General features: G+C 69.2%; 21 protein-coding genes. 17 read left to right on the forward strand and 4 right to left on the reverse strand.

Annotated features, from left to right (window positions below):
* The first annotated feature begins 97 nt into the window (after nucleotides 1–97).
* A complete protein-coding gene (locus NY1_RS17945) occupies nucleotides 98–283 on the forward strand; it encodes a hypothetical protein (RefSeq protein WP_067714168.1) in 186 nt (61 codons plus the stop codon).
* Between the two features lie 22 nt (nucleotides 284–305).
* Here the strand turns inward: NY1_RS17945 and NY1_RS17950 are convergent, their stop codons facing one another.
* Nucleotides 306–710 (reverse strand): Rieske (2Fe-2S) protein, encoded by a 405-nt coding sequence (locus NY1_RS17950; protein ID WP_067714171.1) that lies wholly within the window; start codon nucleotides 708–710, stop codon nucleotides 306–308.
* A 169-nt stretch (nucleotides 711–879) separates the two neighbouring features.
* Between NY1_RS17950 and NY1_RS17955 the strand changes: the two genes are divergently transcribed.
* Nucleotides 880–1,875 (forward strand): cation diffusion facilitator family transporter, encoded by a 996-nt coding sequence (locus tag NY1_RS17955; RefSeq protein ID WP_067714173.1) that lies wholly within the window; start codon nucleotides 880–882, stop codon nucleotides 1,873–1,875.
* Nucleotides 1,876–1,902: 27 nt separating this feature from the next.
* Nucleotides 1,903–3,483, forward strand: coding sequence for an adenylate/guanylate cyclase domain-containing protein (locus NY1_RS17960; protein ID WP_157762304.1), 1,581 nt, complete (start codon nucleotides 1,903–1,905; stop codon nucleotides 3,481–3,483).
* Between the two features lie 45 nt (nucleotides 3,484–3,528).
* Here the strand turns inward: NY1_RS17960 and NY1_RS17965 are convergent, their stop codons facing one another.
* Nucleotides 3,529–3,702, reverse strand: a complete 174-nt coding sequence (locus NY1_RS17965; RefSeq protein WP_067714175.1) for a CsbD family protein — start codon at nucleotides 3,700–3,702, stop codon at nucleotides 3,529–3,531.
* A gap of 156 nt (nucleotides 3,703–3,858) precedes the next feature.
* On the opposite strand from NY1_RS17965, the gene gvpJ reads away from it, so the two are divergent.
* Genes gvpJ through NY1_RS18005 form a run of 8 tightly spaced genes read left to right on the forward strand, consistent with a single transcriptional unit; the run spans nucleotide 3,859 to nucleotide 7,245 of the window.
* Entirely contained in the window at nucleotides 3,859–4,350 is a 492-nt protein-coding gene (gvpJ, locus tag NY1_RS17970; RefSeq protein ID WP_067714177.1) for a gas vesicle protein GvpJ, read from the forward strand.
* Complete coding sequence (locus tag NY1_RS17975) at nucleotides 4,347–5,132, forward strand: GvpL/GvpF family gas vesicle protein (protein ID WP_067714179.1); 786 nt, start codon at nucleotides 4,347–4,349, stop codon at nucleotides 5,130–5,132. Before gvpJ ends, NY1_RS17975 begins: the two co-directional genes overlap by 4 nt.
* A complete protein-coding gene (gene ccmI, locus NY1_RS17980) occupies nucleotides 5,129–5,368 on the forward strand; it encodes a c-type cytochrome biogenesis protein CcmI (protein ID WP_169815365.1) in 240 nt (79 codons plus the stop codon). The genes NY1_RS17975 and ccmI overlap by 4 nt, the downstream gene beginning before the upstream one ends.
* Nucleotides 5,358–5,648, forward strand: coding sequence for a gas vesicle protein GvpO (gene gvpO / locus NY1_RS17985; RefSeq protein WP_067714181.1), 291 nt, complete (start codon nucleotides 5,358–5,360; stop codon nucleotides 5,646–5,648). The genes ccmI and gvpO overlap by 11 nt, the downstream gene beginning before the upstream one ends.
* Nucleotides 5,645–5,995: a gas vesicle protein gene (locus NY1_RS17990; RefSeq protein ID WP_067714184.1), complete on the forward strand. Its 351-nt coding sequence runs from the start codon at nucleotides 5,645–5,647 to the stop codon at nucleotides 5,993–5,995. The genes gvpO and NY1_RS17990 overlap by 4 nt, the downstream gene beginning before the upstream one ends.
* Nucleotides 5,985–6,737: a GvpL/GvpF family gas vesicle protein gene (locus NY1_RS17995; protein WP_067714188.1), complete on the forward strand. Its 753-nt coding sequence runs from the start codon at nucleotides 5,985–5,987 to the stop codon at nucleotides 6,735–6,737. Before NY1_RS17990 ends, NY1_RS17995 begins: the two co-directional genes overlap by 11 nt.
* The gene (locus NY1_RS18000; RefSeq protein ID WP_067714190.1) at nucleotides 6,737–6,952 is read left to right on the forward strand and encodes a gas vesicle protein; all 216 of its coding nucleotides are present in this window, start codon (nucleotides 6,737–6,739) and stop codon (nucleotides 6,950–6,952) included. Before NY1_RS17995 ends, NY1_RS18000 begins: the two co-directional genes overlap by 1 nt.
* Before the next feature lie 2 nt (nucleotides 6,953–6,954).
* Nucleotides 6,955–7,245 carry a gas vesicle protein K gene (locus NY1_RS18005; protein WP_067714194.1) on the forward strand — a complete coding sequence of 97 codons (291 nt, stop codon included), beginning with the start codon at nucleotides 6,955–6,957 and terminating at the stop codon, nucleotides 7,243–7,245.
* Here the strand turns inward: NY1_RS18005 and NY1_RS18010 are convergent.
* Entirely contained in the window at nucleotides 7,187–7,528 is a 342-nt protein-coding gene (locus NY1_RS18010; protein WP_233434372.1) for a phage holin family protein, read from the reverse strand. The genes NY1_RS18005 and NY1_RS18010 overlap by 59 nt on opposite strands.
* Before the next feature lie 181 nt (nucleotides 7,529–7,709).
* Between NY1_RS18010 and NY1_RS18015 the strand changes: the two genes are divergently transcribed.
* The 6 genes from NY1_RS18015 to NY1_RS45105 all read left to right on the forward strand — a co-directional run bounded on the left by NY1_RS18015 (nucleotide 7,710) and on the right by NY1_RS45105 (nucleotide 18,081).
* The gene (locus NY1_RS18015) at nucleotides 7,710–9,506 is read left to right on the forward strand and encodes a thiamine pyrophosphate-requiring protein (RefSeq protein WP_067714200.1); all 1,797 of its coding nucleotides are present in this window, start codon (nucleotides 7,710–7,712) and stop codon (nucleotides 9,504–9,506) included.
* Between the two features lie 95 nt (nucleotides 9,507–9,601).
* Entirely contained in the window at nucleotides 9,602–11,152 is a 1,551-nt protein-coding gene (locus NY1_RS18020; RefSeq protein WP_067714203.1) for an FAD-dependent monooxygenase, read from the forward strand.
* Nucleotides 11,153–11,309: 157 nt separating this feature from the next.
* The gene (locus tag NY1_RS18025; RefSeq protein WP_157762306.1) at nucleotides 11,310–13,193 is read left to right on the forward strand and encodes a serine/threonine-protein kinase; all 1,884 of its coding nucleotides are present in this window, start codon (nucleotides 11,310–11,312) and stop codon (nucleotides 13,191–13,193) included.
* A gap of 10 nt (nucleotides 13,194–13,203) precedes the next feature.
* Nucleotides 13,204–14,376 carry a DUF7373 family lipoprotein gene (locus NY1_RS18030; protein WP_157762307.1) on the forward strand — a complete coding sequence of 391 codons (1,173 nt, stop codon included), beginning with the start codon at nucleotides 13,204–13,206 and terminating at the stop codon, nucleotides 14,374–14,376.
* Nucleotides 14,377–14,398: 22 nt separating this feature from the next.
* On the forward strand, nucleotides 14,399–16,234 hold the full coding sequence (locus NY1_RS18035) for a serine/threonine-protein kinase (protein WP_067714215.1): 1,836 nt from the start codon (nucleotides 14,399–14,401) through the stop codon (nucleotides 16,232–16,234).
* Nucleotides 16,231–18,081, forward strand: a complete 1,851-nt coding sequence (locus tag NY1_RS45105; protein ID WP_067714218.1) for a serine/threonine protein kinase — start codon at nucleotides 16,231–16,233, stop codon at nucleotides 18,079–18,081. The genes NY1_RS18035 and NY1_RS45105 overlap by 4 nt, the downstream gene beginning before the upstream one ends.
* A 41-nt stretch (nucleotides 18,082–18,122) precedes the next feature.
* On the opposite strand, the gene NY1_RS18045 is transcribed toward NY1_RS45105, so the two are convergent.
* The gene (locus tag NY1_RS18045; RefSeq protein ID WP_067714221.1) at nucleotides 18,123–19,535 is read right to left on the reverse strand and encodes a serine/threonine-protein kinase; all 1,413 of its coding nucleotides are present in this window, start codon (nucleotides 19,533–19,535) and stop codon (nucleotides 18,123–18,125) included.
* Nucleotides 19,536–19,556: the final 21 nt, after the last annotated feature.

Genomic DNA, 19,556 nt, shown 5'->3' on the forward strand with positions numbered 1-19,556 from the left:
GTTACAGTGATCGGCGGTCCCGGGTACCGGGACGCGATCCTGGCGTGGGCAAGAACTGGATGTCTCTACCGAATCGGTTCCGGGAGAAGGGGTTACAGTGGACGAGCTGGTCATGACCTCGAATGTGGAACGACTGCTGAGCGAGATCTTCGCTCGGTACGGCACGGTGGACGCCTTCTTCGAGCATCTGAAGGGCGTCCTGGACCACCCCACCCTCGAATTGCCGGTGCCCAGCGTCTGGCCGGGGGAGACCCCTCCCGGCGGCCGGCATCGACTGCGCTGACCCCGCGCGCGGGGCGGAGCTGTCAGGAGATCCGCAGCTCCGCGCCCGCGACCGTGACCGTCCGGGCCGCGAGGGGGTGTTCGGCCGGTCCGAGCGCGACCGAGCCATCGGCCACGGCGAATGCGCTACCGTGGCAGGGGCACAGGATCTTGCCCTTGGCGATATCGCGAACCAGGCAGCCACGATGCGTGCATTTGGCCGAAAAGGCATGGAACTCACCGGGATTCGGCTGGGTGACCACGGTCGCCCGGTCCTTGAAGACCTTGCCGCCGCCCACCGGGATATCCGCGGCCGCGACCGTGAACGGACCCTCGCCGGTCTGCTCGGCCGCCTGACCGGGGCCGCACCCCGCGATCGCCGCGACGGTGAGACCGGCGGCGCCGCCCAGAACGGCGCGACGGGTGGGATCGGAGGCATGCGGGGACAATGGACACGAGTCTTTCGAACGGTGACGGGCGGGCCCGCCGGCTATGGACAACGACGTCGGCGACCCTACCCGTGCCGGGAACGGCCGCTCGGCTCGTACCCTGGCAAACTATTGCATAGATAGCAATCCGTGCATATGGTGGTCGTCGGTCTGACGAAGGAGACGAGGGATGGGCGCGGGACATTCGCACGAGCACGGCCACGGTGGCCACGGCGGGCACTCACACGGCGCGACCGCCGACAGCGACAAGCGCTGGCTGTCGGGCGCGCTCGCGCTGATCGTCGTCTTCATGCTCGGCGAGGTCGTGGTCGGCATCATGGCCAGCTCCCTGGCCCTGCTGTCGGACGCCGCGCACATGCTCACCGACGCGGCCTCGATCGTGCTGGCGCTGTGGGCCATCCGGCTCGCGGCCCGTCCCGCCGCCGGGCGCATGACCTACGGCTGGAAACGCGCGGAGATCCTGTCCGCCCAGGCCAACGGCCTCACGCTGCTCTTGCTGGCGGCCTGGCTCACCTACGAGGCCATCCGCCGCCTGATCGATCCGCCCGAGGTGACCGGCGGCCTGGTGCTGGTGACCGCGCTCATCGGCATCGTGGTGAACGTGGCGGCCAGTTGGATGATCAGCCGCGCCAACCGCACCAGCCTCAATGTCGAAGGCGCCTACCAGCACATCCTCAACGATCTGTTCGCCTTCATCGCCACCGCGGTGGCGGGCGTGATCATCCTGCTCACCGGTTTCGCCCGGGCGGACGGCATCGCGACGCTGGTGGTGGTCGTGCTCATGGTCAAGGCCGGCATCGAACTGGTGCGCGCCTCCAGCCGCATCTTCCTCGAGGCCGCCCCGGCGAATCTGGATCCGGCCGAGGTCGGCGCGGCCATGGCGGCGGTCGATTCCATCGTCGAGGTGCACGACCTGCACATCTGGGAAATCACCTCGGGCTCACCGGCTTTGTCCGCGCACGTGCTGGTCGAACCCGGCCGCGACTGCCACAAGGCCCGGACCGAACTGGCGAAACTCCTGGACGACGAGTTCCACATCGAGCACGCCACCCTCCAGGTCGATCACGCCACGCCCGAATTGCTGCAGGTCGGGGATACCGCCGACGCGCACTGCGAGGACTCGCACGGCCCGGCGCATCGCAGCCCGGCCAGCCACCGGCATTGACCAAGATCGCTGGCCTACGCTGCTGAGGTGGCCGACAGCGAGGTGACCTCAGCAGCCCTGGGCCCCGAGCCGTGGGGTTCGCGCTGGCTCGGACCCGCGGACGAGGGCGCGCTGCGCCGGCGGGTGCGGGTGCAGGTGCTGCTGACCGTTCCGGTGGTGGTGGCGAACATGATCGGCGTCGCGGTGGCGAGCGTGCTGATCGCCTTCGTGCTGCCCGGCCCGAGCGTGCTCACCCGCGAACTGGTGCTGCTGAACTTCGTGGCCGCGCCCGTCTACGGCCTGGTCGCCAGCCTGGCCGGACTGGCCATCGGCACCGCGTGGGCGCTGCGCACGCTGCGCTGGTCCACCGATCCGGACCGGATTCCCACCCCCGCCGAACAGGCCGCCGCGACCGCGGTGCCCCGGCGGCTCACCTTCCTGCAGGCCGCGCTGTGGCTGGGCGGACTGGCCGTGCTCACCCCGCTCTACGCCCGCCACGATCTGGCCTTCGTCGCGAAGATCGTGCTGGGCATGGGTTTCAGCGCCATCGTGGTGTGCGCCTACAGCTACCTGATCGCGGAATTCGCGCTGCGCCCGGTGACCGCCCGGGTGCTGGAAGCCGGCACCGCCCGCCGCCGCCGGGGCATCGGCGTCTTCGGCCGCTCGGTGCTGGTCTGGCTGGTCGGATCCGGCACCCCGATCGCGCTGCTCATGGCGGTCGGCGTGCTCGCCCTCACCGATGCCGACGTGAGCACCGCCCGCCTCGCGGTGTGCGTACTGGCCCTGGGCGGCGCCACGCTGGTCTTCGGCCTGCTGTTGCAGATTCAGACGCTCGCCGCCACCGTCGCCCCGATCCGCGGCGTCCGCAATGCCCTGCGCCGCGTCGAGGACGGCGACCTCGAAGTGGCCGTCACCGTCTACGACGGCACCGAACTGGGCGAACTGCAAAGCGGTTTCAACCACACCGTCGCGGGATTGCGTGAGCGCGAACGCGTCCGGGACCTGTTCGGCCGCCATGTCGGCCATGATGTCGCCGAGGCCGCCCTGGCCGGCCCGCCCGAACTCACCGGCATCGAAACCGACGCGGCCGCACTGTTCATCGACATCATCGGCTCCACCACCATGACCGCCACCCGGCCCGCCACCGAGATCGTGGCGCTGCTCAACGAATTCTTCGGCATCGTCGTCGACGAGGTGGAACGGCAGGGCGGGCTGCTCAACAAATTCGAAGGCGATGCCGCGCTCGCCGTGTTCGGCACCCCCGCGCCGCTGCTGGACGCCGCCGGTGCGGCGCTGACCGCCGCCCGCCGCATTCGCCACCGATTGTCCACCGGCGCAATCGAAATCGACGCGAGTATCGGCGTCGCCGCGGGCCGGGTGGTGGCGGGCAATGTGGGCGCGCATCAGCGCTACGAGTTCACCGTGATCGGCGATGCCGTCAACGAGGCCGCCCGCCTGTGCGAACTCGCCAAGGCCGAACCCGATCGGGTGCTGACCTCGGCAGCCACGGTCGCGGCGGCCGGTCCGCGCGAGCGAATCCATTGGGCGGCAGGTGAATCGGTGACCTTGCGCGGCCGACTGAAGCCAACCCGACTGGTCCGTCCGCTAGCGGCCGCCCATCACGAATGAGCCGGGGCGCCAGTACGGCGCCCCGGCATCACGTCCATTCGGCGGTCAGTGCTTGAAAGCGTCCTTGACCTTCTCGCCGGCGTCCTTGACGTCCGACTTGGCCTGATCGCCCCGCCCGCGCTGCTCCTGATCGGCATCGCCGGTCACCTGGCCGAGCTTCTCCTTGGCCTTGCCCTTGACTTCCTCGGCCTTGTTCTTGGCCTTGTCGGTGGCACTCATGTCATTCCTCCTACTCGGTGGACCACGGACGGTCCGTTGCTCGACCTACCCGTCACATCCGGCCCGAAACGAGCTGAGAAACCTGGCAATTGGGGCATAGCCGCGGCCGGAGCGGGTAGGCGGCCGATAGAGAACGGAACAAGGAGTTGGATACAAATGACAACCGCACTTCAACCCCGCGGCGGAGGTGGCGGCGTCGGCAGGCCGAACGCCAGCAGCCTGGCCGAGGTGCTCGACACGATCCTGGACAAGGGCCTCGTGATCGACGCGTATGTGCGTGTCTCGCTGGTCGGCATCGAGATCCTGACCATCGACGCGCGCGTGGTGGTGGCCAGCGTCGATACCTATCTGCGCTTCGCGGAGGCGGTGAATCGGCTCGATATCGCCGCGCAGGACCAGAAACCCGGCTTGCCGGACGTGGTCAAGGATGTGGCGTCGGGCGGAAAAGCCTCCACCGCCAAGGAAGCCGTGGAATCGGCGACCAAGCAGCTGTCGGGAGCGTTGCAGGACAACAAGGGCGACGCGAAGGAATTGCTGGAGGCCGCCGGGCAGCAGATTCTCGGCGCGCTCGGCTCCGGTAAGGACGAGGACAAAGAGAAGGAACAGGCCAAGCCCAGGACCACGACCCGCCGGAAGACCCAATCATGAGCACCGCCGAAAACACTGGTAATCAAGCCGATCCGAATACCGCGCTGCTGATCTACGGCATCGTGCCCGCGGACGCGGAACCGGAGGTGGACGGCATCGGACGCACGCCCGCACCGGTGCGCACGGTCAAACACGGCCGGATCGCGGCGCTGGTGAGCGAGGTCCCGGCCGATCAGCCGCTGGACCGGGCCGAGGATCTGCAGGCCTTCTCCCGGGTGGTCGACAGCCTGGTCGCCGAGATGCCGGTCATTCCGGTGCGTTTCGGCGCGGCGCTGAGCGCCGCCGAGGAAGTGGAGCGGGAACTGCTCGAACCCAACGCCGATCGCTTCCGGCGCGCCCTGGACGAATTGTCCGGCCTCGCCGAATATCTGGTGAAGGGGCAGTACGTCGAGGACGCGGTGCTGCGCGAGATCCTCGCCGAGAACCGGCAGGCCGCCGAACTGCGCGAGACCATCCGCACCGCCCCGCCCGAACTGAGCCGCGACGCCCGCATCGCACTGGGCGAAACCATCAATGCCGCACTGGAATACAAGCGACAGGTGGACGGCGAGGTGCTGGTGCAGGCGTTGCAGGCGTTCACCGAGCATCTGGCGCTGCGGCCGCCCACCCACGAGGAGGAGGTCGCCGATATCGCGGTGCTGGTGCCGGTGGCGAAACAGGACGAACTCATGCGGCTGATCGGCGATCTGGCCGAGCAGTGGCGCGGCCGCGTCGACCTGCGGGTCGTGGGCCCGCTCGCCGCTTGGGATTTCGTGGCCGCCGAGGGGCCGGACGCATCGTGATCGGCACCCTGCTCGGCCTGCCGCTGCTGCCCGTGCGCGGCGTGGTGGCGCTGGCCCGGGTGCTGGCCGAGGAGGTCGACAAGGAGCTGTACGGCATGACCGCCATCCGGCGGCAGCTCGACGAACTGGAGCGGGCACGGGCCGCCGGACAGCTCGACGAAGCGGAATACCAGCGCGCCGAGCAGGAGGTGCTGAGCCGGCTGCTCAATCGGAAGGGAAGCGGCGGTGGCCACTGAATCGGGTTCCCGTGAACGGCTGTCCGCCGCCGCGGCCGCCGGGGCCGGGGTGCGGCACATCGCGGAACTGACCGGCAAGGAGATCCTGGGCGCCACCGGTGTGCAGCCCGTCGATGACGGCTGGCAGGTGGAGGTGGAAGTGCTGGAGGACACCCACATCCCGTCGTCGGAGGACATACTCGCGCTGTACCAGGTGGACCTGGACACGAGCGGAAATCTGTTGTCCTACCGCCGGATCCGGCGCGGCAAGCGCTGCGTGATCGGAGACGATCGGCGATGACCCTGTCTTCCGGCCGTTACCCGGCGAATCAGGCGCGCGGCGGTTCCGAACCGGCGAATCTCGGCGACATTCTGGAAAGGGTGCTCGACAAGGGTCTGGTCATCGCGGGGGACATCCGGGTGAACCTGCTGGATATCGAACTGCTCACCATCAAGCTGCGCTTGGTGGTGGCGTCGCTGGAGACGGCGCGCGAGGTCGGCATCGACTGGTGGGAGCGCGATCCGTGGCTGCGCGGGGACCGGGCGGTGACGCCGCGGCCGGACGCCGAGGCGCTGGACGAATTGCGTTCGGAGAACGAGCTTTTGCGGCAGCGCCTGGCCGAACTGGAGGAAGGCGATGGGAAGTGAGCATGTGGTGTGGGTGTACGCGGTGCAGCGCGGGGACGATGTCGCGCGCACACCCGCCGGGGTGGGCGGCGAGGCGACCCGGGGCGTCACGGCCGCCGGCCTGACCGCGGTGGTGGGCACCGTACCGGTGGACCGTTTCGGCGCGGAGGCCTTGCAGCGCAACCTGAACGACTTCGATTGGCTGGCCGCCACCGCCGACGCCCACAATGCCGTCATCGAGGCGGTGGCCGACGGCCGGGCCGTGGTGCCGGTGCGGCTCGCGGTGCTGTGCGGCGACGACGAGGGCGTGCGCCGGCTGCTGAGCGACCGGCGGGCCGATCTCGACCGTGCGCTGTCACTCGTCGAGGGACGAATCGAACTGGGCGTCAAAGCTTTTCAAGCACACCGCGGTGATCCGGATCGCATGCCGCGGGCCACCTCCGGCGCCGAATACCTGAAGCTGCGCCGGGAATCGCTGCACCGCGACCGCACCGAACGCGATGCCGCCGACCTGGCCGCCGCCGAACTGTTCCGCGAGCTGTGCCCGTACGCGGTGGCCGCCCGTCGCCGGCCCGTCACCGATCGCGCGCTCACCGGCCGCGACACCCCGATGCTGCTCAATGCCGCCTATCTGGTCGAGCACGCGCGGATCGGTGAATTCCGGGGCGCGGCGAACAGATTGGCGGACCATCCGCTGCTGATCGTGGAGCAGACCGGGCCGTGGCTGCCGTATTCGTTCGTCGCCGGCGCGGGCGATCTGTGATGAGCGAACCGCACCGGATCACACCCGCGCTGGACGATTCCGGCCTCGCGCACTACCGCGACCGGGAGATCGCGCTCATCGACCTGCTCGATCGCGTGCTGGCGGGCGGGGTGGTGATCTCCGGCGATATCACCCTCTCCATCGCCGACGTGGAACTGGTCCACATCTCGTTGCGCACGCTGATCACCTCCGTCGCGAACCTCCTGGAAGGTTGACCATGCCCGAACCGGCCACTCCGAGTGAACGCATCGAACTGGATCCGGCCACCGTGGAGCGCGGTCTGGCCACCCTGGTGCTCACCATCGTCGAACTGCTGCGGCAGTTGATGGAACGGCAGGCCCTGCGGCGCATCGAGGTCGGCGACCTGTCCGATCAGCAGATCGAACAGATCGGCACGACCCTGATGCGGCTGGCCGCGGCCATGGACGAGCTGAGCGCCCATTTCGGGCTCAGCCCAGCGGATTTGAATATCGATCTGGGTCCGCTGGGTCCGCTGCTGCCCCGCTAGTCTTCGCTTTCGCCTGCGCCCGGACCACCGCCGCCGCGACCAGCAGCACGATGCCGACCAGCACCGCCGCCACCCAGTCCGGCAGGGCCAGCGCCAGCAGCAGGATCACCGCCGCGACCACCGCGCCGCCGCCGTACAGCCCGAGCAGCGCCGCCGTGGCGTTCAGTTTGGCCCGCGCCCCGAATTGCGGCATGCGCCCGATGGTTTCGCGCACCGCGCGCTCGGTCTGCTCACGCACGACCGCCCGCAACTGGTCGACGCCCAGCCCGGTCAGATTGGACACCGGGGACCCCTTGGATCCCGGATTCCCTGGCATTTCCACCATTTTTCCTTTACCTCCTGTCCCGGGCTCTACCCGTTCGCCGCACCCGCACACCGATCCCGCGGGCGTTTGCGGTGGTGACTGCGCGGGTATCGCGGCAGCGACCGGGAGGCGACGAGGAACACCACAGCTGGGAGAGAGCATGAGCGAGCAGGTCGGCGATCATGTCGTGGCGCGACTACGGGAATGGGGCGTCGAACAGGTCTTCGGTTATCCCGGCGACGGCATCAACGGTCTCATCGCCGCCTTCGGTCGCGCGGGCGACCGGCCCGCGTTCGTGCAGACCAGACATGAGGAGATGGCCGCATTCGCGGCCACCGGCTACGCGAAGTTCAGCGGCGCGGTGGGCGTGTGCGCGGCGACCTCGGGGCCGGGCGCGATCCATCTGCTGAACGGGCTCTACGACGCCAAGCTGGACCATGTGCCGGTGGTGGCGATCGTCGGGCAGACCGCGCGCGGCGCGGTCGGCGGCAGCTATCAGCAGGAGGTGAACCTGCGGGTGCTGCTCGAGGACGTGGCCTCGGAATACCTGGTGGAGGTCAATGTGCCGAGCCAGCTGCCCAATGCCGTCGACCGGGCGTTCCGGACGGCGTGGACGCGGCGGGCCCCGACCGCGGTGATCCTGCCCGCCGATCTGCAGGAAGAGACCTACTCCCCGCCCGAGCACGCCTTCCGGCAGGTGCCCTCGAGTCCGCCCGGCGAACTGGCGGCCCCGCTGGTCATCGCGCCGGAAAGCGAGATCCGGCGGGCCGCGGAGATCCTGAACGCGGGCTCGCGGGTGGCCATCCTGATCGGGCAGGGGGCGCGCGACGCGGTGGACGAAGTCGTCGCGGTCGCCGAACTCACCGGTGCGGGGGTGGCGAAAGCCTTGCTGGGCAAGGATATTCTCTCCGACGACCTGTCGTTCGTGACCGGTCCGATCGGACTGCTCGGCAGCCGGCCCAGCTACGAGCTCATGCATGAATGCGACACCCTGCTCATCGTCGGCTCGAACTTCCCCTACACCCAGTTCCTGCCCGAGTTCGGGCAGGCGCGCGCAGTGCAGATCGATATCGACGGCACCATGATCGGGATGCGGTATCCGACCGAGGTGAACCTGGTCGGCGCCGCCAAGCCCACCCTGGCGCGCCTGATTCCGCTGCTCACGCCCCGCCCGGACCGGGCCTGGCGCAACGAGCTCGAGGAGAGCGTGGCGCGCTGGTGGCAGACCCTGGAACGGCAGGCCATGCTCGAGGCCAAGCCGGTCAATCCCATGCGGGTGGTGTGGGAGCTGTCGCGGCGGCTGCCCGAGGATGCCATCGTGACCGCCGATTCCGGGTCCTCCACCAACTGGTACGCGCGCTTCCTGCGGTTCCGGGGCGCGATGCGCGGATCGCTGTCGGGCACCCTGGCCAGCATGGGCTGCGGCGTGCCGTACGCCATCGGCGCCAAATTCGCCCATCCCGATCGGCCGGCCATCGCGCTGGTAGGAGACGGCGCCATGCAGATGAACGGGATGGCCGAACTGCTCACCGTGCAGCGCTACCGGCAGCGCTGGTCCGATCCGCGCCTGATCGTGTGCGTCTTCCACAACAACGACCTCAATCAGGTCACCTGGGAGCTGCGCGCCATGGGCGGCGCGCCGAAATTCGAGGAATCGCAAACGCTTCCGGATATCGACTACGCCGAATTCGCGCGCAGTGCCGGGCTGGGCGGGTTCACCATCGACCATCCCGATCAGATCGGCCCGGCCTGGGATGCCGCGCTCGCCGCCGATCATCCGGTGGTGCTGGACTTCCACACCGATCCGGAGGTGCCGCCGATTCCGCCGCACGCCACCTGGGACCAGCTGAAGGCGGTGACCGAGGCGGTGCTGCGCGGGGATCCGGGCGGCTGGCATCTGGTCGCGCAGGGCGTGAAAACCAAGGCGCAGGAAATGTTCCCGGCGCGCGGCCGGTGAACCCGGGGCGATCTGCCGAAATGCCTGCGCCGCGGTCGGGGTGAAGTGCGAAACTGGAGCTTCGGACGGGGCGTATCGACCGCGAGGAGCTCGGCATGGCCGCAGCGAACGTCGAGGTAGAGGTATTGATCGTCGGTGGCGGGCCGGTCGGGTTGACGGCGCGGGCGCTCTTGGAGCGCTGGGGTGTGCGAGTGCTGTTGATCGAGAAACATACTGAGCTATCGCCTTTTCCGCGGTCGCGGCTGGTGAATGTGCGCTCGATGGAGATCTTCCGGCAACTCGGCATCGCCGCGACCGTGAGCGAGCGCGGGTTCGCGCGCGAGTACGGGCGCATCCGGTTCCGGGACACCCTGTGCGAGCAGGATTTCGCGGCGGCGGCCATGGTGGGGATCGATGCGCCGATTGCGGAGAGCCCGGTCATCGGCACCATCACCTCGCAGGACCGGCTGGAGCCGACGCTCATCGCGGCCGCGCGCACGCCGGTGCGGTTCGGGGTGGAACTGGTGGAGCTGGCGGTGGACGAGGACGGGGTGACCGCGGGGCTGGTCGAGCGCCGGGCCGGGATCCGGACACAGGTGCGGGCGCGCTATCTGCTCGCCGCCGACGGCGCGAATTCCACTGTGCGGCAAGGACTCGATATCGGCACGACCGGCCCGGGCACCATGGCCGAGCTGACCACCGTCGTGTTCGATGCCGATCTGCGCGACTGCTGCGCCGCGCATCCGGCCGGGCTGTATTTCACCGCGTACGGCACCGTCGCGCCGCTGTACCCCGAGGGCGGGTGGGCCTGGTTCGGGCGGACCCCGGCGAATCCGCTGCGCACGGACTGGGCCGCGCATGTGCTGCGGGCGCTCGGGCCGCGCGTCGACGCGAAGATCGAAGTGCTGCGCGTACAGCACTGGATGATGAACGCCTTCGTGGCCGAGCGGTTCCGGCACGGGCGCATCCTGCTCGCCGGCGATGCCGCGCACGCGGTTCCGATCACCGGCGGAATGGGCATGAACGCGGGCATCGGCGACGTGCACAACCTGTGCTGGAAGCTCGCGGGCGTACTGCGCGGTTGGGCGGGGCCGGAACTGCTGGAAACCTATGAGCCGGAACGACTACCGGTCGCCCAGCGGACGCTGCGGCAGGCGGTCGCCAACGCCCGGCTGGCCTTCGACGTCCAGGACAAGCGGGGTGAACAGCTGCGCAGCCGGGAACCGACCCCCGAACACGTCGAACTGCCTTGGTCGGAACGGTTTTTCGCGCAGCTCGGCCTGGTGCTCGGCGTCAGCTATCGCTCGGCCGCGGTGCTCGGCGTCACCGGCGCCGCGCCCGATCCCGGCACCGACTACCTGCCCACCGCCGGGCCCGGCGACCGGCTGCCGCACCGCTGGCTGGGCCCCGGCCGCTCCACCCTCGACACCCTCGGCGAATGGTTCACCCTGCTCGCGCCCGAACCGGCGCGCTGGACGCAAACCGCTAGCGCGCCATGGCCATTGCACGTCGAGACGCTGCCCGGCGCGCACGCGATCAGCTACGAACTCGAACCGGAGGAAGCGCTGCTGGTGCGGCCGGACGGGCATATCGCGGCGCGCCTGCGCAATCGCGGGCCGCACGAGGTCACCGTGGCGCTGGCGGCCGTCACCCGATCGGTGCCGTGACCCGCCCGGCCCTGAACGAGGCCATTGCAATCCGGGTGTGCCGGAGGATCGTTGGTGTTAGATTTTCCATCGGACTCGTTGTAAGCGGTCGAATACCCCGGGTAAGCGGTCGTTTCGCCGGTGGGACGGGTGCGACGCGTGTCGGGGAGATGGGTAATTGCTCGAGCCGCTGGCGGCAGATGAACCGGCCCAGGTCGGTCGCTATCGGATACTGGGTGTCCTCGGCAGGGGCGGAATGGGCCGGGTGCTGCTCGGCATCGGCCCGGACGGTCGTTTCGTCGCCATCAAACAGATTCACGCGCATTTGCTCGGCAATCAGGAATACCGGGACCGGTTCGCCAATGAGGTCACCATTTCCGCGCGCGTCTCCGGGGCCTTCGCGGCGGCCGTCATCGACTATTCCACGGCCGGGGACACGCCCTGGCTCGCATCGGTTTTCATTCCGGGCGTCGCACTCGACAAAGCCGTCGAGAACTTCGGGCCGCTCCCGGTCTCGGCGCTGCGCACGCTCGCCTCGGGGCTGGCGTCCGCATTGCATTCGATTCACGACGCCGGACTGGTGCACCGGGATCTCAAGCCCGCCAATGTGATTCTGGCCGCCGACGGGCCGCGCGTCATCGACTTCGGCATCGCGCAAATGGTGGGCGACGCGGGGGAGCTGACCGGCGTCGGCGTGGTGGGCAGCGTGTCGTACATGTCGCCGGAGCAGGCGACCCGCCAGCAGATCACCTCGGCCAGCGATATCTTCTCCCTCGGCACGCTGCTGTATTGCGCTGCCACCGGGGTGAATCCGTTCGCGGCCTCGCTGCCGGCGCAGATTCTGGCCAATGTGGTCAATGACAAACCGCGGCTGGAACGGGTGCCGGTGGAGCTCCGGGATCTGGTCGGGGCCTGCCTGCGCAAGGATCCGGCGGCGCGGCCGACGCCGGCGCAGATCCTCGACCATCTCGGGGTGCTGTCGGTGCGATCGCAGCCCTGGCCGCCGCTGATCCACCGCGCCATCGAGGAACAGGCGCAACGCTTGCGCGCCTTCACCACCGATCCCGACGCGACCCAGGTGATCGTGCCCGCGGTGCCCGCGCCGTTGCACCCGGCGGCCGCCCACGGCGGCACGATCAGGCCGCGCAGGCGGCGGGGACTGGTGCTGGGGGCGCTGGCGGCGGTGGTGATCGCGGTGATCGGCGGGGCGGTGGTGTTCCTGCGCGACGGCCCGGCCGGGGACGGCGCGAGCGGCGCCCTGCCCGCGCTGGCCGAGCTGCGGACCACGGATATGTGCGGCTGGTTGAAGCAGGCCCTCGGCCCGGTCTTGCCCGCGGAGGTGGTGACGGCTTCCTCCGGGGCCAAACGCGATATCGCGGCGTGGCGGTGGGGCCCGACGGTGACGTGGGGGTGCATCGCCAGTTCCGGTGGCGATCAATTCGCGGTCGAAATCGGGCAGAGCGTGGACCGGTTCGCCGCCACCGGCGCCGAAGTCAATGGGTTCGAGCTGATCCGGCGCGGCACCGAATGCGCGTTCGCGGTGGCCAATGGGAGCACGGAGCAGCGCTGGGGGGTCACCGTCGTGACCTCGGGCAGCGGTGAGTGCCTGCTGGCCCGGCACATTCTCGATCGGCTCACCGCGACGCTGTCCGCGCGACCGGCCGCCGCCGACGCTCGATCGCTGGCGGTGGTCGATCCCTGTGCGCTGCTCACCGATTCGGAGATCACCACGGCGGGCGCGGCCGGACCCGGCATCCCGGAAGCGCACGGCTGTGTGTGGCGGGGTGGGACGTCGGTGGAGTTGCAATTGGAGCTGCCGCGCCAAGTGGATGTGGTCACTCGCGGTGAGGTGGTGGAGCTGGACAACGGCATTGTCATCGAACAACCGAACAGTTTCGATTCGGCCATGCATTGCCAGCGGCTCTATCGGTTCCGGGCCATCGACGAAACCTATGTGGAAACCGTGACAGCCCTGGTTATTTCGGACAAACAGGACGGATCGCAATGCGCTACGGCGACCTCGGTGCTCACCGCCGCCATTGCGCGGCTGCCGAAGAAATAGCATGAACGGTATGCGGGGGCGGCGATATCGCGCGCGCGGACTGGCGGTGCTGACCAGCCTGGTGCTCGGGGTGAGCGGGTGCGGGGAAGCCACGCCCGCACCGGATCTCGGGCCCTATTCGACGGCCCGGGCGGCGGCCGATTACGACGGCAAGGCGAGCGTCGCACGCGGGATCCTGGTGGAGTCGTTGCGGATCGGCGAGCGCCTGGTGTTCGCACAGCAGATCGATTCCGACCTCGCCCACGGGCGCGGCGGCGGGGTGATCGTGGATCATGCCGGCGCGTCCGGGCCGCTCTCGCCCGCCGCCCGCACGGCCTTGCAGCCGTTCGAGGTGCTGGGCGGGTACAGCGCCGTGGCCGGGAATTCCGCGCAGCTCGGACAGCAGCCCGGGAAGTCGCTGACCGTCACCGTGCTGGCGCTGCCCAGTGACGAGCTGGCGGTGGCGGCGGCGCAGGCCATGGCGGCCGCCGACTTCGGGTCCGAGGCCGGGAACAGCCTGCTTGCCATTCCCAATGTGCCTGCCGCGCAAGGATACTGGCAATCACGAGTGAAGATCGCGACCGCCTGGACCACGTGGAAATCCCTGGTGCTGGTCGTCAACGCCAAGTTCGAGAACGCGCGCGCCAGCCAGCTGGTCGACATGCTGGACCGGACCGTCAAGGAACAGGTGAGCGGTCTGTCCGGGTTCGTGCCCACGCGCTCGGCCGACCTGCCGAACCTGAAGATGGATCCGGACGAACTGCTCACCGATCTGGTGCGGACCGGGACGAATACCCCGGACAAGCTGGAATTCGCGGTGTACGGGCCGCGCGCCTACGCCCTGCTGCTGGACCGGCCGTCGCAGCGGCTGTCGGAGTACCGGGAATTCAAGGTCGACGCGGTGGCGGTGGCGCACAACAACCAGCTCTTTCGCGCCGAGGACGGCGATGCCGCCGACTCGTTGCAGCACGCCATCGAAAGCGAGCTGACGGCAACGGGTTACGAGAGCATGGACGCGGGCGCGGGCGTCACCGGCGTGTCCTGCTACCGAGCCACGCAACCCGACGCCCGCGTGATCGAGGCCCGGCACTACGCCTGCCTGCTGCGGCACGGGGCGTACGTGTGGCGGATCAACGGCAATCAGGAAGTGCCCGTGCGGCAGATGGCGGCGGCGCAGGCGGCGCTCTCGAGGGAGAATCGATGACATCGGCGAGGGAGGCGCGACGATGAAACCCCGGGGTCGGCACGTGCCGAAGCAACTGGGCCGCTACCGGGTGCTGGCGGTGATCGGGCACGGGGCCATGGGGGAGGTGCTGCTGGGGCGGGGACCGGACGGGCGGTTGGTGGCCATCAAGCTGATCCACCGGGAGCTCGCGGGGGACGTGACGTTCCATGCGCGCTTCCGGCGCGAGATCGAAGCGTCCAAACGGGTCACCGGGGCGTACACGGCGGGTGTGGTCGGGTACGACATCGACTGCGATCGGCCCTGGCTGGCAACGGAATTCATCGCCGGTCCGACCTTGCAGGAGATGCTCGACAGCTACGGCAAACTGCCGTTGCCGGGGTTGAAGCTGCTGGCGGTCGGGCTGGCGTCGGCGCTGCTGGAGATCCATCGCACCGAGGTGGTGCATCGCGATCTCAAACCGAGCAATGTGCTGCTCACCGCCGAAGGGCCGCGCGTCATCGACTTCGGGATCGCGCTGGCGCTGGAAACCGATGTGGCGCTGACCATGGCGGGGGTGCGGATCGGGTCGCCCGCCTACATGTCGCCCGAACAGGCGGGCGGGCAGTCGCTGACCATGGCGTCGGATGTGTTCTCGCTCGGGTCGGTGCTGGTGATGGCGGCGACCGGGTCGATTCCGTTCGGGTCGGCGGGGCCGCTGCACGGTACGGCGGATCTGGGTGCGGTGCCGGTGGAGATGCGCGAGCTGATCGCCGCCTGCCTGAATCCCGATGCGGCGCTGCGGCCTACGCCCGCACAGGTGCTGGACGCGGCCGAGCGGATTCCGGCCGATCCGGTGTGGCCGGGGCCGGTGCGGCGGCGGATCGAGGAATTCCGGATGGAGGCGGTGCGGTGGGCCGACGGGCCGGCCGAATCGGCCGGGCCCTGGAAACGGATGCGGCCCTGGTATCGCCGGATCGTGGTGGGAGTGGCGGTGGGTGTGGTGGCGGTGCTGGCGGCGAGCCTGCTGGTGGATATGACGGTGCCGGGGCATGCCGTCGCCATGAGTGATCCGCCGCTTGTGCTGACGGACAAGGAGATTCGCAGTCTGGACGTGTGCGAGCTGCTCGGGCCGGCGGTGCTGGGAGAGTTCGGCACCTATGTCGACGAGCTGACCGCGGACGGGGCGATGGCGTGCGCGACCGGGATGACCGATACCGCCGGGCGGAAGCTGGAATACACGCTGTCCGTGGCCAATCCGGTGGGGACGGTGCGGGCGCGGAACGAGCCTACCGGGAGCACCATCGCGTGGATGCCGGTGCTGGGGCTGGCCGCCACCGCCGCCACCTGTGATCGTTATGTCATCACCCAGAGCGGGCTGCCGCTGTCGGTGAATCTGCGAGTTCGGGTGGCGAGTGGGGACGGGTGCGTGGCCGCGGAGAAGGCGCTGCGGGCGATCGTGCATCGGCTGTCGGTGAACCCGCCGTTGCGTGCGCTGCCCGCGAATTCCGTGCTGGCCCTGGATCCTTGCACGTTGTTCGAGCGCGGAACCACTCCGGCGGGGATCGGGGATCCCGCCGTCTACACCACTTCCGGGCCGCACGGCTGTCTGCTGTCGGGCCGGGACGGGGAGCTCACGCTCAGTTTCGACGAACGGCTGCGGCCCGCGTGGTCCGGTGCGCGCGGGCGCGGGTATCGCTCGGTCGACAGCCGGAATGCCTACAATATGGATCGCTCGCCGCAGCGGTGTTCCTATATCGTGCTCGCCCAGCCGACGACCGGGCGCAATGGGGAAATCGTTGCCGTGGACTATATTTCGCGGCGGGTGCCCGAGAAGGACGCGTGTGAGCTCGCCGACGCCATCGCCGCTCCCATTCTGAAGAAGCTGCCGAGATTATGAGCATCGAATCCATCACCCCGGAGGATCCGCCGCGCATCGGGCCGTATCGCCTGCTGGGCGTGCTCGGCACCGGGCCCGGGTTCCGCACCTTTCTCGGTGTCGGGCCGGACGGGGGCGTGTACGTGCTGCAACGCGTGGGTGCGCCGCTGCTGTCCGAACCGGATTTCCGGGCGCGGTGGCGGGCGAACGCGCTGGCTTCCATGCGGGTCGGCGGGCCCGGGAATCCCACGGTCATCGATGTCGACTCCGAGGATGAAAACCCTTGGCGATCATCGGTATTCGTGCCCGCCATCAGCCTGGACAGTATTGTCGCCCGTCATCGGGCGTTGCCCGTGCCCGCCGTTCGGGCTCTCGCCGCCGGGCTGGCGGCCGCGCTCGACAGTGTGCATGCGGCCGGGCTGGTGCATCGGCGCGTCCGTCCCGACACCGTCGGATTGACCCGTGACAGTGTGCGGTTGGCCGAGATCGGCATCCCGCCACCGCCGGGTATGCCGCCGCTCGACACCCCTTATCTGGCGCCCGAACAGCGGCACGGCTATGAGCCGACGCCTGCGGCCGATGTGTATTCGCTCGGTGCGGTGCTCGTTTACGCCGCCACCGGCGAATCGCCTGCTGCTGACTTGCGATCGGTTCCCGCGCCGCTGCACGATCTGATCGCCACCTGCCTGCGGCCCGATCCGGGCGCCCGTCCGACTCCCGCCCAGATCCTGCGTGGTCTCGGTAATCCCACGGCCGCCTCGTGGCCTGCCTCGGTTCTGAATGCCATCGACGAACAAGAACAGCAAGTTCACCAGCTCGTCGCCGCCCAGCCCACCGTCACCACCGCCGGAGCCCCGCCTGCCGTGGGTGCACGCCTGTCCGAAGCGCTCAGTCGCACAACGGAATCCGGAACCGCCGGGGTCCGGTCCATGCGCAGGCGGCTGTCCCGCACCAGACCCCTGCTTCGCATAACCGCCGGCGTCGCGGCGCTGATCCTGCTCGCCGCCACCGCCACGGCCATCGCGGTAACCCGGGACGACCCGGCCCCCAGCACCGAACCCGCTCCGGTCCCGGGCATCTCCCTCGACCAGCTGCGCCGAACCGACGCGTGCGCCTGGCTCACCACCGCCCTCGGCGATTCCTTCCCGGCGTCGCCCGCCACACTCCCCAAATCCTCCTGGAAGCTCACCGAAACCCCCAGCTGGGGCTGCCTGGCCGCCGCCTCCGGCTACGAACTGGAACTCACCCTGGGCCAGCACCTCACCGGCTTCACCCCGCAGCAATCCTTCGTCGACGGCATCGCCCTCCGCACCGGCGCCGCCCCCCGCTGCTCCCGCTCCATCGCCGCCGCCGCACCCGACGCCACCTCCGGCATCACCCTCGAACTCCGCCAGCCCGCCACCGTAAAGAACTGCACCCCAATAGATCCCATAGCCGCCACCCTCGCCCGCACCCTCACCACCGCCCCCACCTCACCCCGCCCCACCACCTCCTTCGCCACCCTCACCCCCTGCTCCCTCGTCACCCGCGAAGCAGTAACCAAAACCATCGGCCCCACCCCCCTCCAACCCTCCATCTCCGACGCCCACTCCTGCGTATGGGACGGCGGCGTAGAAGCCACCATCCGCCTCTCCCGCACCGGCATCTACACCCCCACCCCCGCCGAAACCAAAATCGTCGAAGGCGTCCGCATGTACCTCGACACCCCCGAAGCCACCACCACCTGCACCCGCGAATACCTCGACCCCACCACCAACACCGAAACCCTCGCCGTAATCATCAGCTGGATAGACAGCACCCGAGAAATGAACTGCCCCATGGCCGAAGTAATCCTCCGAGCCGCAGTAGCCCGCCTCCCCACCCGCTGACCCGCAACAACCACGGGCATTGTCCACGCCGACGACGGGGGTTATGAGCGGGGGAGGCTTTCCAGGGCCGCTTTGGCGGGGGCGTAGCCGGCTTGGGCGGACTTGCGGTAGGCGCGTTTGGCGGCGTCGGTGCGGCCGAGGGATTTCCATTGGTCGCCGAGGGCTTTGAGGGCGACCATGTCGCTGTCTTGTTCTACCTCGCGGTAGAGGAGTTCGGCTCGGTCGGTTTCGCCGCGGGCTTCATGGACGGCTGCGAGGTGGACCTTGCCCAGGACGTGGCCGTGGTCTACGTAGCGGCGGTACCAGTAGGCGGCTTGGTTGAGGTCGCCGGATTGCAGGCACATGTGGCCGAGGGTGAGCATCGAGAGGGTTTCGCCGCTTTCGGCGGCTCGGCGGTACCAGCGTTCGGCTTCGGTGCGGGCGCCACGGTTTTCGAGTAGTCGGGCCAGGAAGGACATGGCGAGGGCATCGTTGGTAGAGGCGGCTTGGCGGAGTAGGCGTTCGGCTTCGCGGATGTTGCCGCGCTGCTGGTATTCGCGGGCGCGGGCCAGGAGCTGGCCGACCTCGCCGCGTTTGCGGCCGCTTTCGGGGGATCGCGAATTGGTCGGGGGGACCAGCTGTTTGGGGGCGGGGGGCGTGCGCTCGGTGAGTAGTAGCAGTGCTTCGCTGATGGACGGGCGTAGTTCCGGTTGTTTATCCATCAGCCGGGTGATGAGGCGGGCGAGTTGGCCGGCGCGTGCGGGTGGGGGAGCGGCCGCGAACATCACCGCTTTCATGGTTCCTTGGATGGTGTCGCGGCGAAACGGCGAAACGCCTTCCACCGCCTGGTACAGGGTGACGCCGAGGGAATACAGGTCGCCCGCGGGGGTGTCGTCGCCGTCGATGCGTTCCGGCGCCATGTACTCGAACGACCCGATGATGGTCTCTTTGGCGGTCAGCGTGTGATCGGAATGATGGCGGGCGGTACCGAAATCCGTCAGCAGCACTTCCCCGCCGGCGCCGAGCAGAATATTGCCCGGCTTCACGTCACGGTGCACGACCCCCGCATCGTGTGCGGCCCGCAGCGCCCGCAGCATCGCGTCCGCGATAGCGCCGGCATCCGCCACCCCCACCGGCCCCTCGGCATCGACCCGCTGCTTGAGCGACCGCCCAGCCACCAGATCCATCACGATCCACGGCGTCCCGCCATCGGTAACCACATCCAGCACACTCACGATATTCGGATGATCCCGCAGCCGCACCGCATTCCGAGCCTCGCGCTCGGCCCGCGCCACCCGCTCGGCGTGCTCCGCATCCGACTCCGCCTGCGGCAACAGCACTTCCTTCACCGCGACATCCACCCGCGACCGCTCGTCCCGCGCCTTCCACACGGTCCCGAACCCGCCACTACCCAGCTTCTCGATCAACCGATACCGGCCACCCAGCACCCAGCCCGGTCGTCCCAGCGCCGACATGAACGCCCCTAGCAGCTCTGT

The sequence above is a fragment of the Nocardia yamanashiensis NBRC 100130 genome, from assembly GCF_001613325.1.
GTDB lineage: Bacteria > Actinomycetota > Actinomycetes > Mycobacteriales > Mycobacteriaceae > Nocardia > Nocardia yamanashiensis.

Coding starts and splice junctions, on each gene's coding strand:
- NY1_RS17955 (WP_067714173.1), top strand. CDS start 880: ATGGGCGCGGGACATTCGCACGAGCACGGCCACGGTGGCCACGGCGGG.
- NY1_RS17965 (WP_067714175.1), bottom strand. CDS start 3,702: ATGAGTGCCACCGACAAGGCCAAGAACAAGGCCGAGGAAGTCAAGGGC.
- gvpJ (WP_067714177.1), top strand. CDS start 3,859: ATGACAACCGCACTTCAACCCCGCGGCGGAGGTGGCGGCGTCGGCAGG.
- NY1_RS17975 (WP_067714179.1), top strand. CDS start 4,347: ATGAGCACCGCCGAAAACACTGGTAATCAAGCCGATCCGAATACCGCG.
- NY1_RS17990 (WP_067714184.1), top strand. CDS start 5,645: ATGACCCTGTCTTCCGGCCGTTACCCGGCGAATCAGGCGCGCGGCGGT.
- NY1_RS17995 (WP_067714188.1), top strand. CDS start 5,985: ATGGGAAGTGAGCATGTGGTGTGGGTGTACGCGGTGCAGCGCGGGGAC.
- NY1_RS18000 (WP_067714190.1), top strand. CDS start 6,737: ATGAGCGAACCGCACCGGATCACACCCGCGCTGGACGATTCCGGCCTC.
- NY1_RS18005 (WP_067714194.1), top strand. CDS start 6,955: ATGCCCGAACCGGCCACTCCGAGTGAACGCATCGAACTGGATCCGGCC.
- NY1_RS18015 (WP_067714200.1), top strand. CDS start 7,710: ATGAGCGAGCAGGTCGGCGATCATGTCGTGGCGCGACTACGGGAATGG.
- NY1_RS18020 (WP_067714203.1), top strand. CDS start 9,602: ATGGCCGCAGCGAACGTCGAGGTAGAGGTATTGATCGTCGGTGGCGGG.
- NY1_RS18030 (WP_157762307.1), top strand. CDS start 13,204: ATGCGGGGGCGGCGATATCGCGCGCGCGGACTGGCGGTGCTGACCAGC.
- NY1_RS18035 (WP_067714215.1), top strand. CDS start 14,399: ATGAAACCCCGGGGTCGGCACGTGCCGAAGCAACTGGGCCGCTACCGG.
- NY1_RS45105 (WP_067714218.1), top strand. CDS start 16,231: ATGAGCATCGAATCCATCACCCCGGAGGATCCGCCGCGCATCGGGCCG.
- NY1_RS18045 (WP_067714221.1), bottom strand. CDS start 19,535: ATGTCGGCGCTGGGACGACCGGGCTGGGTGCTGGGTGGCCGGTATCGG.